Consider the following 13,179-nt stretch of genomic DNA (forward strand, 5'->3'; position numbering starts at 1 on the left):
CGCGCCAAGAACTCCGAAAGGCGACCATGAGCGTCCCATAGCGTGCGGGACGGGGGGCACGCGAAACAGGGACGGGGGGGCACGCGAAACAGGGACGGGGGCGAGCAGAGGCAAGTGAGCCCGCTACGCGGGGGCGGAGTCCTCGCGGTCGCCGCCGTCGTGCTTGCACCAGTGCTCGGCGACGAGTCCCGCCACCGCGAGCACCAAGCCACCCGCGACCGCCACGAGCGCGGAGATTGCGACCTCCCGGCGCGGCGCATGCGACCACTCGAGGGCCAGCGCGAGCGCATAGCCGCCAAACGCTCCCGCGATGATCGAGCCCGTGTACGCGCACGCCTGGGCGAACACCGCGGTGCGTGTGGCACGCATCGCGCTCAGCCCCGGGTTGTGCCCGGCGCGATACTGCCGCACGGACCACCCGAAGGCGAGGGCCAGCGCCGCGCCGGCACCCGCCACCACGACCACGGTCCATGGCACGGCGAGCGGCGAGCGCCCCGCCGCGAGTCCCAGCCGGGTGATGCCCCACGCGACGGCGGCCATCACGACCGCGATGATCGCGAGGCGCGTCTTGCTCAGCGGCGTCATCGCGGACTCTCGCTCGAGCGTCGCCTGAGGGAACACAGACCGGGGCCAGGCATCGTCATGCCTGGTGAGGCGCCTCGGGCGACGCCGGCCACTGCGCGGCCACCAGCTCGACGCCCTCCGTGCCAACCGCGGCGGCGAGGTCGGCGACGCGACCGGCACCGGCGACCTCGAACTCCGGGGCGAGAGTCGCCCAGGGCTGCAGCACGAAGGCGCGCGAGGTCGCGCGCGGGTGAGGGATGACCAGGTCCTCGGCGTCGATCTCGAGGTCGCCATACGCGAGGATGTCGACGTCGAGGGTACGCGGACCGTTCTCGACCAGGCGCTCGCGCCCGTGCAGCACCTCGACTCCCTGGCACGCAGCCAGGAGTTCGCGCGGCGCGAGGGCGGTCTCGACCTCGACGACGGCATTGAGGAAGTCGTCCTGCTCGGGACCACCCACGGGCCGCGTCTTGAACAGGGAGGATGCCCTCTGCACGGAGATCCCCGGGATGCGGTGCAGCTCCCACAGCGCCTCGCGGAAGGTCGCGTCGACGTCGCCGATGTTGCCGCCCAGCGCGAGGTACGCGCGCAGTGGCTGTGCGGGACGGGTGTCCGCCGGCCCCTTGGGCACCAGCACCGGCGCGAAGGGATCGCCCGGCGCGCCCGCCGAGGACCCGATGCGCTTGTCCGCCCACAGCCCGCCGGAGCGCAGGTCGCGGCGGATCTTGACCGCGACGTCGCGGAACTCGACGTGCAGCGGTGCCTGCGGCTTGTGGACGATCACGTCGACGCAGTGCACGCCGTCCATCTCGAGGATCGCGCGCGCGATGTGCTCGGCGACCGTCTCGAGCAGGTCCGCGGGGTCGCCGCCCAGGATCTCGGCGGCGCGGTCCGCGATGTCGGAGTAGTTCACCGTCCGCCCGAGGTCGTCACGCCCCGCGGCGGCGCGCGTCGACACGTGGGCGACCACGTCCGCGAGGAACAGCTGACCCGTCTCCTTCTCGGGCGCGTACACCCCGTGGAAACCGGTCACCCGGATGCCCTGCACGATGATCTGGTCGAGTTCGACCCCATCCTTGAGGTACGGAGTCACAGCCGGAGTCGTCATGCGTCCCATCCTTGCGCTCGCGCCGCGTTCTCCCAAGCCGACACGACGCGCACCGCATCCACGGCCGCCCCCGCATCGTGCACCCGCACGCCCCACGCCCCCGCCGCCGCCGCAAGCGCGGTCACCGCGGTGGTCGCGTGCTCGCGCGCGGAGGGGTCCGCGGCGTCGACGCCCGGCCGCGCGATCGCGGCGCCCAGGAACCGCTTGCGCGACGCGCCGATCAGCACGCGCCGGCCGCGCGCCCACTCGTCCATGCGGGCCAGCAGCGGCCAGTTCGAGTCGGTCACCTTCGAGAATCCCAGCCCGGGATCGAGGACGATGCGGTCGTCGGGGACGCCCGCCGCCACCAGGGCGGCGACGCGGGCGTCGAGCTCGCGCCCCACCTCGGCGACCACGTCCTCGTAGGTGTCGCGGCCGTCCATCTCGGTGGAGTGAGCGCGCCAGTGCATCGCGACGAAGTCGACGTCGAGTCCGGCCACGGTGGCGGCCATCTCGGGATCCGCGAGCCCGCCGGAGACGTCGTTGACGATGCTCGCCCCGGCCTCGACGGCGGCACGGGCCGTGACCGCGTTCATGGTGTCGATGCTGGTTGCGACGCCCTCGCTCGCGAGCGCCCGGATGACGGGCACCACGCGGCGGATCTCCTCGTCGACCGGCACGCGCACGGCACCAGGGCGGGTGGACTCGCCGCCCACGTCGACCAGCGCTGCACCCTGCGCGAAGAGCTCGAGGCCGCGGGCGATCGCCGCGTCGTGCTCCGAGAACCGACCCCCATCGGAGAACGAGTCGGGCGTCACGTTGAGGATGCCCATGACGAGCGTCACGGCCGCGCCCTACTTCCCGACGATCAGGCTCATCGCCTCCGCGCGGGTGGCGCCGTCGCGCATCGCTCCGCGCACGGCGGAGGTCACCGTGCGCGAGCCGGGCTTGCGCACCCCGCGCATCGACATGCAGAGGTGCTCTGCCTCGACCACGACGATCACGCCGCGCGCGCCGAGCTCGTCGACCAGGGCATCGGCCACCTGCGTCGTGAGGCGCTCCTGCACCTGAGGGCGCTTGGCGAACACATCCACGAGCCGTGCGAGCTTGCTGAGGCCCGTGATGCGGCCGTCCGTGCCCGGGATGTACGCGACGTGCGCGACCCCGTGGAACGGCACCAGGTGGTGCTCGCACATCGAGTACAGCTCGATGTCCTTGACCAGGATCATCTCCTCGTGGCCCAGCTCGAACACCGCGGACAGCACGTCGGCGGGATCCTGGTGGAGGCCACCGAAGAACTCCTCGTAGGCGCGCGCGACTCGTGCGGGGGTGTCGCGCAGGCCGTCACGGTCGGGGTTCTCCCCGACCGCCGCGAGAATCTCGCGGACCGCGGCCTCGATGCGCGGCTTGTCGACCGCCATCGTCACTGGTCCTTCGGCTCGATCAGGTCGGGCGCGGGTGCGGAGTCGTCGCCGTCATCCTCGCCGCCGCCCTCGCCTTCACCCTCGCCGCCGCCGGCGGCGGTGCCGTCCTCGCTCGACCCAGCCGCGGCATCGTCCCCCACCTCGGGAGAGGCGACGAGAGGGATCGCACCGCCCTTGGCCGATGCGGGGGCCGCCTCGATCCAGGCGCCCGAGATCCACTCGTCGCGCGCGGGGATCTGCTCGACCTTCGCGAAGATGTCCGCGAGCTCTCCCTCGTTGAGGGTCTCCTTCTCGAGGAGGGCCTCCGCGAGCGTGTCGAGCATGGCGCGGTTGGTGACGAGCGCGAGAGTGGCCTCGGCCATCGCGTTGTCCATGAGCGCGCGCACCTCCTGGTCGATGGTCGACGCCACCGACTCGGAGAACTCGCGGCCGTGACCCATGTCGCGGCCCAGGAAGACCTCACCCGAGCTGCCCGTGAGGCGCACCGAGCCGATGCGCGTGGACATGCCGTACTCGGTGACCATCTGCTTGGCGATCTCGGTGGCCTGAGAGATGTCGTTCGAGGCGCCCGTCGACGGGTCGCCGAAGACGAGCTCCTCCGCAATGCGGCCACCCATCGCGTACGCGAGGTTGTCGAGCAGCTGGTTGCGCGTCTTGGAGTAGCGGTCCTCCTGCGGCATGACCATCGTGTAGCCGAGCGCCCTGCCGCGGGGAAGGATCGTCACCTTGGTGACGGGGTCGGTGTGGCGCATCGCCGCTGCTACTAGGGCGTGTCCACCCTCGTGGTACGCGGTGACGCGCTTGTCGTGGTCGTTCATGACGCGCGTGCGCTTCTGCGGTCCGGCGATGACGCGGTCGATCGCCTCGTCCATCTCGGACGGGCCGATCAGCTGCTTCTCGCGGCGCGCGGTGAGCAGCGCGGCCTCGTTGAGCACGTTCGCAAGGTCGGCGCCGGTGAAGCCGGGGGTGCGGCGCGCGAGGCCGTCGAGGTCCACCTCGGGAGAGATGGGCTTGCCCTTGGCGTGCACCTGAAGCACCTTGACGCGGCCCTTGAGGTCCGGTGCATCGACGCCCACCTGCCGGTCAAAGCGGCCGGGGCGCAGCAGCGCGGGGTCAAGGATGTCGGGGCGGTTGGTCGCGGCGATCATGATGATGTTGGTGTGGATGTCGAAGCCATCCATCTCGACGAGCATCTGGTTGAGCGTCTGCTCGCGCTCGTCGTGGCCGCCGCCCAGGCCGGCGCCGCGGTGACGGCCGACGGCATCGATCTCGTCGACAAAGATGATCGCGGGGCTGTTCTTCTTGGCCTGCTCGAAGAGGTCGCGGACGCGCGACGCACCCACGCCCACGAACATCTCGACGAAGTCGGATCCCGAGATCGAGAAGAACGGCACGCCCGCCTCGCCCGCGACGGCGCGCGCGAGCAGCGTCTTGCCCGTGCCGGGAGGGCCGTACAGCAGGACGCCCTTGGGGATCTTGGCTCCCACGGCCTGGAACTTCGCGGGGTTCTCGAGGAACTCCTCGATCTCCTTGAGCTCCTCGACGGCCTCGTCCACACCCGCGACGTCCTCGAACTTCACGGTGGGGGTGTCGGGCGTGACCAGGGAGGCCTTGGACTTGCCGAAGTTCATGAGGCGGCCGCCGCCCCCACCCTGCATGTTCGACATGATGAACCAGAACAGGCCCACGAGCAGCAGGATCGGCAGGAACGTGAACGCGAGCGTCGCCCAGATCGAGCTCTGCGGGACCTCGGAGTTGTAGCCCTGCGCGGGCTCGGCGGTGCGGATCGCCTCGACGACCTCGTCACCCTGCGGCGCGACGTAGAAGAACTGCACACGGTCGCCCAACTCGCTCCACTCCGCCGGGGAGTCATCGGGGAACTCCGCGGGGTCGATCAGCGTGATCTCGACGCGCTGATCGCCGTCGACAATCTTCACCTGTTCGGCCACCTGGGCGCGCAACATGGCAAGCCCCTCGGAGGTGTCGACACTCTCGACACGGGGGCCGAGCAGACCCGACACGGCCCAGCCGACCACCAGGGCTGCCAGGACATAGAAGATAATCAGGCGCAAGTTGAGGACGTTCTTCATCGTGAGGTCGACTCTACGCGGTGGCACCGACGCAAGGTAAAGGTTTCGCTCACGGCGTGGTGGGGGTGTTTCAACCGCTGCTTGTCCCGCGGCTCCGCCACACGGATTCGCGGCTCCGCCACACGCCGCTCGGCGTGTCGGCGGCGTGTCGCCGTCGAAAGCCCTCCTGAGGGACGATGCGCCGGCTCGCTGTGTGGCGGAGCCGCAGGAGCCGCGCCCGGGTCGTGTGGCGGGGCCGCGGGCCCGCGGGTTCAGTAGGCGAGCGCCGCCGTGATCTGCTCGACGACCTCGTCGAGGTGGAACATGACGTCGGCATAGGAGAAGCGCAACACCCGGTAGCCGGCGACCACACACACGCGGTCGCGCCGCTTGTCCTCGATGACTTGGGCCGGGGAACTGTGGTGCTCGCTGCCATCGGTCTGGACAACGACCTTGCCAGACACCACCAGGTCCACCCGCCCCGCGCTTGCGATCCGCACCTGTGGCCGAACCTCGAATCCGCGTTCGACAAGCGCCACGCGAAGGATCGTCTCGAGCAAGGACTCGGCTCGCGCATCAACCATGTCCATCAGCCACTGGCGCCGGTGCGGTTCGGTGAAGGTGAAGTCCGCGATGTCGCCGCGGGCCAGGAAGCCACGGTTGAGCGCCGCATCGAGCGCGACGATCTGCTGCATGCGGTCCGCGCAGCGACCTAGGAGGTCAAGCCCGACCGCAATGGTCGCGGAGTCGGATCCCCCCGGGGTGTCGAGGCGGTGAAGCGTCACCCCCGACACCGGTCGCTTGTCCGTGGCGCGCCGAGCTCGGTCCCTGGGGACGACCAGATGCACGCATGGGTCGGCCGCGATGATGGGCAGCTTTAGCGCCTCGCACAGGCTCAGGCAGCAGAGTTCCGCGCGGTACGCGGCCCTGAGGATCGCCGCTCGTGACGCGTGCGGCAACGCGTAGCAGCCTCGAAGTGGACGGACCACGTGGCCACCGGCGACCTCGCGGCGCAGGCGCGATTCCGTGACGCCGCTCGCCAGCAAGGTCTCCAGGCGCGCGGCGCCTCCAGATTCGTCCAAGACTCGTCGCGCATCCACGGATCGACTGTGGACCCGCCGCGCGTGTGCGACGCCTCATCCCCAAAAACAGGTCGGCCCGCCCCCGCACCGCCGGCCCTGTGAGCATCGGCACCACCGGCGCCGCGCAGCGGTGCCGCCCGGCATCTCCCGCGGCTGCGCCACACAAGGAGCCCCCCAGGTCGCGCTATCCCGGCCTTTCGCCCGCGACTCGCCGGCGACACGCCGAGCGCTGTGTGGCGGAGCCGCGAATCCGTGTGGCGGAGCCGCAAGACAGCGCGGTGTGGCGGAGCCGCGTCTCCACGGCCAGCAGGCGCAAGACGCCAGCAGCCGCGAGAGACCTGCAGCCGGTTACCGCTCGTAGACCTCGGGCTTGAGCACCGCCACGAACGGCAGCGTGCGGTAGTTCTCCGCGAAGTCGAGCCCGTAACCCACCACGAAGTCCGGCGGGATGTCGAAGCCGATGTACCGCACCGGCACGTCCACCACGGCGGCGGCGGGCTTGCGCAGCAGCGCCGCGATCTCCACGGACGCCGCCCCACGCGAGCGCAGGTTGCCCAGCAGCCACGACAGCGTCACTCCGGTGTCGATGATGTCCTCGACGATCAGCACGTGCCGTCCGGTGAGGTCGGCGTCGAGGTCCTTGAGGATGCGCACCACGCCCGAGGACTTGGTGCCGGACCCGTACGAGGACACCGCCATCCAGTCCATCTGCACGCTCGGCGGCATGCGGCGCGCGAGGTCGGCCATCACCATGACCGCGCCCTTGAGCACGCCCACGAGCAGCAGGTCCTTGCCCTCGTAGTCGGCGCGGATCGCGGCGGACATCTCGTCGAGCTTGCGCCCGATCGCGTTCTCGGAGACCAGGACCTCGGAGAAGTCGCTCATGTCGTACTGGAAGCTCACGGCTGGTTCTCCTCCAATGGGTGGCTGATGACCAGCCTGCCATATTCGCGGCGCGCCTCGAATCCGCCCGGAAGCGAGATCGCGCCCTGTCCCTTCCACGCGGTGACCAGCGAGTCGAGCGCCGCCACGTGCGTCGCGGTGAGCGGCCCGGCCCCGCGGTTCTCCGCGAGCATCTTGAGCATGCGCGTGCGGATCGCGTCGGGCAGGGCCGCGAGCATGTCGCAGCGCCAGTCGTCCGAGCGCACCGCGGACACCGACGCCCCCATCGCGGAGCGCGCCTGCCGGTCGAGCTCGTCGGCATCGGCCTGCAGCAGCGCGGCGGATCGCGCGAGCCCCGACACCACCCCGGGCCCGAGCACCTCGACCAGCGACGGCATCACGCGCGTGCGCAGCGCGGAGCGGCGCGGGCCGTCCTCGGTGAAGTTCGTGGGGTCGTGCCACGGCTCGAGGTCGAGCGCCTCGCACGCCATCATCGTGTCCTTGCGACGGATCGTGAGGAACGGACGGACGATGCGCCCGCGCCTGGCGGGGATCCCCGCGAGCGCGCGGGCACCCGAGCCGCGCGCGAGGGCCAGGAGCACGGTCTCCGCCTGGTCGTCCATCGTGTGTCCCGTGAGCAGCAACGGCGCGAGGCCGCCCTCCGCGTCGATCCGCGCCTCGAGCGCCGCGTACCGCGCCTCGCGCGCCGCCGCCTCCATGCCGCCCGCGCGTCCCACCGTCACCTTCTCGACGTAGACCGTGTGGATGCCGGCGCGACGCACCTGGTGAGCCGCGCGCTCGGCCACGACCGCGGAGTCGGGCTGCAGGCCGTGGTCCACGATGATCGCGCCGGCGAAGAGTCCCTGCTTGCGGGCCACAAAGGCGACCGCGGCGGCCAGCGCCAGCGAGTCGGGGCCACCCGAGACGGCGACCCACACGCGCGTGCCGAGTTCGAGTTCGCCGAGGGCGTCACGCACCGCCACGCGGCACGCCGCGACCGCGGGATGCGGTCCCGTCAACGGATTGCCCTCATCCTTCACATCCGCATTCTGCCAGCGCCGCGAGGAACTCGTCGAACGCCGACTGCGGCCGCTCCTGCCCGTACGGCATGCCGTCCGCAAGGATCGCGACGGCGAGTGCACGACCGTCCGCCGTGACGATCACCCCGGCGATCGAGGTGACCCCCGTCAGGGAACCCGTCTTCGCGCGCCAGAAGCCCGCGACGGGAGAGCCGACGTAGCGCGACTCGACCGTGCCCTCGAGCCCCGCGAGCGGCAGCCACGACAGCAGCCCGAACAGTCCCGGCTCCTCACGCGCGACCGTGAGCGCCGCGGTGAGCATCGCGGGAGCGATCTGGTTGCGGTCCGAGTACCCCGCGCCGTCGTACAACTCCAGTCCCGCGGTCGGCACCCCCAGGTCGCGCAGCGCGAGCGTGATCGCCGAGGCCCCACCCGCGGGAGTCGCGGGCCTGCCCATCGCGAGCGCCAGCACGCGCGCGACCGCCTCGGACACCGTGTTGTCGGACACGGCCAGCAGGTGCCGCGCGACCTCCGCGAGCGGCGCGGACTCGACGGCCGCGACCTCCGTGGCCCCGGCATCGTCCCTCACGGGGGACGATGCCCTGGTCGCCTCTCCCTCGACGGTCAGTCCGCGCTCCCCGAGCGCGGCAATGAAGAGGCCCGCGGCGTGCAGCGAGGGGTCGGCGGCGCGCTGGGCGTAGTTGTCATCGCTGAGGCGCGCGCCGTTGACCGCGAGGCCGGTGACGGGGGCGGCGTATCCCATGTCGAACGCGTAGTCGGGCCACTCCTCGGGCCACGCGGGGCCGGGGAAGGCGAGGTCGTCGACGACGACGGTGAGGCCCGCGGCATCGTCCCCCACCGCCGCCGCCACCTGCGCGGCGAGGTCCCCAAGCCCGGCCCAGCCCTGCGCGGGGTCGTCGCCAGCGCCCACCGTGCCGCCGTGTCCCTCGCCCGCCGCGAGCATGACGTCGCCGCCCGCGACCAGCGTGAGCGTGCGGGTGGTTGGGTTCCAGGTGACAGTCGTGCGGGTGCGGAAGTCCGCTCCTAGGTGACCGACGGCCGCGACCGCGGTGAGCAGCTTGGTGGTCGAGGCGGGGACCTGGGGGTCCGCGGCGGAGAGGTCGGCGTAGACCGTGCCGTCGAGGTAGTCGATCACGGAGATGTTCGTGGACTCGCCGGTGCGCGGGTCGGCCCGCACTGCCTCGGCGAGCGACTGAACGGTCGCGGTGTCAGGGCGAGGCGCGTCGGGGTCGAGGTCGGCGACGGGCGCGGCGGTGGGATCGGGCGCCGCAGCCACGGGCGCGGCGGTGATGAAGGGCGCCTGCGGCACCTCGACGGGCGCGGCGGTGATCCAGCCGGGGACCACGTCGCGCGCGTCGGCGTACGCGTACCCCCCGCCGAGCAGCAGGACGGAGCCCGCCACGCCCGCCACGATTCTTCGCACCCACGACCTCCGAACATGCGTCACACTAGTACCCGGACCGCTCTAGGACCTCAGACCTACCGTTAAGGACCCAGCATGGAATTCGACGTCACCATCGAGATCCCGAAGGGCTCGCGCAACAAGTACGAGGTGGATCACCACACCGGCCGCATCGTCCTCGACCGCATGCTCTTCACCTCGACGCGCTACCCCGATGATTATGGCTTCATCGACGGCACGCTCGGTGAGGACGGCGACCCGCTGGACGCGCTGGTGCTGCTCGAGGAGCCCACGTTCCCCGGCTGCCAGATCCGCTGCCGTGCGCTCGGGATGTTCCGCATGCGCGACGAGGCCGGCGGCGACGACAAGGTGCTGTGCGTGCCCGTGGGCGACCAGCGCCAGACGTGGCGCCAGGAGCTCACCGACGTCTCCGACTTCCACCGCCTCGAGGTCCAGCACTTCTTCGAGGTCTACAAGGACCTCGAGCCCGGTAAGTCCGTCGAGGGCGCCCACTGGGTCTCGCGCGAGGAGGCCGAGGAGGAGATCCGGTCCTCCTTCGAGCGCGCCAAGGGCACGCCGTTTGCGACGCTCAACCCGCTGCACCCGCCGCAGGACCACTGAGCCCGGGTTCTCTCCGGCTCTTGCTCTGCTTTTCCCTCGCGGCTCCGCCACACGGAATCGCGGCTCCGCCACACGCCCGCGCGCTGTGGGACGCTCACTGTCGCTTTTCGCAGGTCCGAGCGCGCCATGGGACGCTCGTTGTCGCACGGTGCAGGGCGTGTGTGGCGGAGCCGTGAGCTGAGACAGCCGCAACCCGTGACTACGGCCGTCCCACGTAGGGGATGAGGTTGCCGACGCGCCAGCTCGCGTCGTACGCGCGAATCTGCGCCACATCGCCCGGCTTGGTCGCCTCAGCGATCATGCCGCCGCCGATGTAGATGCCCACGTGATAGATCGCCGACGTCGACCGCCCCGAGCCGTAGAACACCAGGTCACCGGGGCGCATCTGCGAGATCGGCACCTTGGTCAGCGCGTTGTACTGGGTCTGCGATGACCGCGGGATCATGATGCCCGCGGAGCGCCACGCGGCATACGTCACGCCCGAGCAGTCATACGCGGGGCCGTTTCCGCCCAGCAGATAGTCGGTCCCCATGAGCGTGAGCGCCTTGTCGACCGCCTGCTGACCCTGCGCCGCGGAGGACTTCCATCCGCCGGTGACCGGCGGGGCCGGTGTCTCGGTGGGCTTGGGGGACGATGTCGTGGTCGGCTTGGGCGTCGACGTGGTCGTGGGCTTCGGGGTCGACGTGGTGGTCGGCTTCGGCGTCGATGCCCCGCCGTCGGAGCCACCCGAGCCACCCGAGCCGTCGGAGCCACCCGAACCGCCCGAACCGCCCGACTGCTCGGCCTCCTGCTGCGCCTGCTCCCACGCCTCGCGCTCCGCCTCGCGCCGGTCCGCCTCGAGCCCCTCCTGCCGCTGCTCCTCGAGCGCGACCGAGACACCGCGCATCCGCGCGAGCCGCTCGATCGCGGAGGCGCGCGCCGCGGCGGCTCCCGCGACGGCCTCATCGGCGTTGCGCTGGAGGTCCTCGGCCTCGGCGAGTGCGGTGGCGGCCGCGGCGACGGCGGCCTCCGCGTCCTCGGCCGCACGGGCGGCGTGGTCGCGCATCGTGGTCGCGACCAGCTCGGCCGCCTTGACCTCCTGAATGAGGAGGTCGGCCTCGTCGGACGAGCGCGTGATGGCCTCGGAACGCACCACCACCTGCTCGACCGTCTCGGAACCCACCACGACGCCGAGCGAGCTCATCGCACCCGAGTCGCGGTACGCGGCCTGCGCCACGACGGCGAGCTGTGCACGGGCGGCGGCGAGCGCCTCCTCGGCCTCCGCGGCGCGAGACTGCGCCGCGTGGAGCGTGGCCTGCGCCTCCTCGCGGTGGGCGTTGGCGAGCGAGTACTCGTCCGCGGCGAGCGCGGCGGCGGTCTCCGCGTCCGCGCGTGCGGTCTCGAGCGAGACGATCGCGGCATCGAGCGTGTCGACGCTCGCGGCGGCCGATGCTGCGGCCGCGCGGGCGGCATCGATCTGGTCCTGGCCGGGGTAGTTGTCCGCGGTCGCACGGTGAGGAGGTCCGGCGATCACCAGCGCGCTCGCGGCCACGGCGATGGTGGCCAGGGCGGCCACCCGTCTGCGCAGGATCACCCCTGCCTCCTTCTCGTCTCGCGAGTCACATCTGTCACATCTGTCACTTCCGCGCTCATCCTAAACCGGACCATCCGCGCGCGGAACCGCCGTGTGCGAAAGTCCACGCGGCATCGTCCCTCTCTTCGGACATCGGCATTCACAAGACCGCACTTGAGCACGGGCGTGCGCGCGCGACCGTCCCCTAGGCTGAGCGCCATGGATGACGACGGCATCGAGACCGACGCGAGGGCCGCCGACGAGGGGCCGGGCCCCGGCGCGCCGATCCCCGCGAGCGCCGCATGGCGCGACGGCGACCACCCGGGCCGACGGCTGTTCTTCGCGCTGGGCGACCTCGAGCTCGAGGCGGATCCGCTGGGTGTGCTGCCCGGCGTGACGCTCGCGTACGAGACGTGGGGCGAGCTCAACGCCGCGCGCGACAACGCGGTGTACGTCGCGCATGCGCTCACGGGCGACAGCCACGTGTTCGGTCCCGCGGAGCCGGGCCACCACACGGGCGGCTGGTGGAACGCGATGGTCGGGCCGGGCAAGCCGATCGACCCGGCGCGCCACTTCATCGTGTGCGCGAATGTCGTGGGCGGGTGCCAGGGCTCGACCGGGCCGTCCTCCCCTCACCCCGAGGACGGGCGACCGTGGGGATCGCGCTTCCCCTACGTGACGATGCGCGACATGGCCCGCGCGGAGATCGCCCTGATGGACCATCTCGAGATCGACCGGTGGAGGCTCATGACCGGCCCGTCGATGGGCGGCATGAGGGCGCTTGAGTGGACGGTCATGGCGCCGGGGCGGGTCGGGGCGATCGCTCCCGTGGGGTCGACGGGGGCCGTGACCGCGGACCAGATCGCGTGGTCGACCGCGCAGCTCGCAGCCATCGAAGCCGACCCGAGGTTCAGGGGTGGCGACTACTACGACGCGGCGGACGGCGACGGGCCGCACGTGGGGCTAGGCATCGCGCGCATGATCGCGCACACCACGTACCGCAGTGCAGGGGAGCTCAACGATCGCTTCGGGCGCTCCTACCAGGGCGAAGGCGACCCGATCGGCCGGGGCGGATTGTTCGCGGTGCAGTCTTACATCCAGCATCACGCGCGCAAGCTTGCGCGGCGCTTCGACGCCAACACCTACGTGCGCCTCGCGCAGGCGATCCAGTCGCACGACGTGGGACGCGGTCGCGGCGGCGTCGAGACCGCGCTCGCGCGCTACACCGACCCTGCGCTGGTCATCGCGATCGACTCCGACCGGCTGTATCCGCTGCAGAACTCGCAGCGGCTCGATGCCGCACTGTCGGGCTCCGCAGGAGTCAAGGTGGTGCATTCCGCGGTGGGTCACGACGGCTTCCTGGTCGAGACGGCACAGATGAACGCGTTCATGGAGGAGTTCGAGCGCGAGCTGTGAGGGGCGGGTTCGCGCAGTCGCGGCTGACTCTCTCGCGGCT

The 13,179-nt window shown here is 71.4% G+C and carries 12 protein-coding genes; 2 read left to right on the forward strand and 10 right to left on the reverse strand.

Annotated features, from left to right (window positions below):
• Positions 1 to 123 precede the first annotated feature (123 nt).
• The 9 genes from ABEA62_RS03150 to dacB all read right to left on the reverse strand — a co-directional run bounded on the left by ABEA62_RS03150 (position 124) and on the right by dacB (position 9,571).
• Positions 124 to 585, reverse strand: coding sequence for a DUF3180 domain-containing protein (locus ABEA62_RS03150; protein ID WP_345378520.1), 462 nt, complete (start codon positions 583 to 585; stop codon positions 124 to 126).
• A gap of 55 nt (positions 586 to 640) precedes the next feature.
• Positions 641 to 1,672, reverse strand: coding sequence for a 2-amino-4-hydroxy-6-hydroxymethyldihydropteridine diphosphokinase (gene folK, locus ABEA62_RS03155; protein WP_286214113.1), 1,032 nt, complete (start codon positions 1,670 to 1,672; stop codon positions 641 to 643).
• Positions 1,669 to 2,496 (reverse strand): dihydropteroate synthase, encoded by an 828-nt coding sequence (gene folP, locus ABEA62_RS03160; protein WP_286214114.1) that lies wholly within the window; start codon positions 2,494 to 2,496, stop codon positions 1,669 to 1,671. The genes folK and folP overlap by 4 nt, the downstream gene beginning before the upstream one ends.
• A gap of 9 nt (positions 2,497 to 2,505) precedes the next feature.
• Positions 2,506 to 3,072: a GTP cyclohydrolase I FolE gene (gene folE / locus ABEA62_RS03165; protein ID WP_286214115.1), complete on the reverse strand. Its 567-nt coding sequence runs from the start codon at positions 3,070 to 3,072 to the stop codon at positions 2,506 to 2,508.
• 2 nt (positions 3,073 to 3,074) lie between these two features.
• The gene (ftsH, locus tag ABEA62_RS03170) at positions 3,075 to 5,165 is read right to left on the reverse strand and encodes an ATP-dependent zinc metalloprotease FtsH (protein ID WP_286216733.1); all 2,091 of its coding nucleotides are present in this window, start codon (positions 5,163 to 5,165) and stop codon (positions 3,075 to 3,077) included.
• Between the two features lie 251 nt (positions 5,166 to 5,416).
• Positions 5,417 to 5,839 (reverse strand): endonuclease domain-containing protein, encoded by a 423-nt coding sequence (locus ABEA62_RS03175; protein WP_286214116.1) that lies wholly within the window; start codon positions 5,837 to 5,839, stop codon positions 5,417 to 5,419.
• A gap of 735 nt (positions 5,840 to 6,574) precedes the next feature.
• Positions 6,575 to 7,111, reverse strand: a complete 537-nt coding sequence (hpt, locus tag ABEA62_RS03180; RefSeq protein ID WP_286216734.1) for a hypoxanthine phosphoribosyltransferase — start codon at positions 7,109 to 7,111, stop codon at positions 6,575 to 6,577.
• A 14-nt stretch (positions 7,112 to 7,125) separates the two neighbouring features.
• Positions 7,126 to 8,148: a tRNA lysidine(34) synthetase TilS gene (tilS, locus tag ABEA62_RS03185; RefSeq protein ID WP_286214117.1), complete on the reverse strand. Its 1,023-nt coding sequence runs from the start codon at positions 8,146 to 8,148 to the stop codon at positions 7,126 to 7,128.
• Positions 8,138 to 9,571, reverse strand: coding sequence for a D-alanyl-D-alanine carboxypeptidase/D-alanyl-D-alanine endopeptidase (gene dacB / locus ABEA62_RS03190; protein WP_345378525.1), 1,434 nt, complete (start codon positions 9,569 to 9,571; stop codon positions 8,138 to 8,140). The genes tilS and dacB overlap by 11 nt, the downstream gene beginning before the upstream one ends.
• Before the next feature lie 75 nt (positions 9,572 to 9,646).
• On the opposite strand from dacB, the gene ABEA62_RS03195 reads away from it, so the two are divergent.
• A complete protein-coding gene (locus tag ABEA62_RS03195) occupies positions 9,647 to 10,171 on the forward strand; it encodes an inorganic diphosphatase (protein WP_286214119.1) in 525 nt (174 codons plus the stop codon).
• Between the two features lie 199 nt (positions 10,172 to 10,370).
• On the opposite strand, the gene ABEA62_RS03200 is transcribed toward ABEA62_RS03195, so the two are convergent.
• On the reverse strand, positions 10,371 to 11,744 hold the full coding sequence (locus ABEA62_RS03200; protein WP_286214120.1) for a C40 family peptidase: 1,374 nt from the start codon (positions 11,742 to 11,744) through the stop codon (positions 10,371 to 10,373).
• A 198-nt stretch (positions 11,745 to 11,942) separates the two neighbouring features.
• On the opposite strand from ABEA62_RS03200, the gene metX reads away from it, so the two are divergent.
• On the forward strand, positions 11,943 to 13,139 hold the full coding sequence (gene metX, locus ABEA62_RS03205; RefSeq protein ID WP_286214122.1) for a homoserine O-acetyltransferase MetX: 1,197 nt from the start codon (positions 11,943 to 11,945) through the stop codon (positions 13,137 to 13,139).
• Positions 13,140 to 13,179 lie beyond the last annotated feature (40 nt).

Origin of the sequence: Demequina sediminis (genome assembly GCF_039545075.1) — a bacterium.
GTDB lineage: Bacteria > Actinomycetota > Actinomycetes > Actinomycetales > Demequinaceae > Demequina > Demequina sediminis.

Bases quoted from the DNA above. Each gene is read 5' to 3' on its own strand.
- folK (WP_286214113.1), bottom strand. From the start codon at position 1,672: ATGACGACTCCGGCTGTGACTCCGTACCTCAAGGATGGGGTCGAACTC.
- hpt (WP_286216734.1), bottom strand. From the start codon at position 7,111: ATGAGCGACTTCTCCGAGGTCCTGGTCTCCGAGAACGCGATCGGGCGC.
- metX (WP_286214122.1), top strand. From the start codon at position 11,943: ATGGATGACGACGGCATCGAGACCGACGCGAGGGCCGCCGACGAGGGG.
- folE (WP_286214115.1), bottom strand. From the start codon at position 3,072: ATGGCGGTCGACAAGCCGCGCATCGAGGCCGCGGTCCGCGAGATTCTC.
- ABEA62_RS03195 (WP_286214119.1), top strand. From the start codon at position 9,647: ATGGAATTCGACGTCACCATCGAGATCCCGAAGGGCTCGCGCAACAAG.
- ABEA62_RS03150 (WP_345378520.1), bottom strand. From the start codon at position 585: ATGACGCCGCTGAGCAAGACGCGCCTCGCGATCATCGCGGTCGTGATG.
- ABEA62_RS03175 (WP_286214116.1), bottom strand. From the start codon at position 5,839: ATGCAGCAGATCGTCGCGCTCGATGCGGCGCTCAACCGTGGCTTCCTG.
- ftsH (WP_286216733.1), bottom strand. From the start codon at position 5,165: ATGAAGAACGTCCTCAACTTGCGCCTGATTATCTTCTATGTCCTGGCA.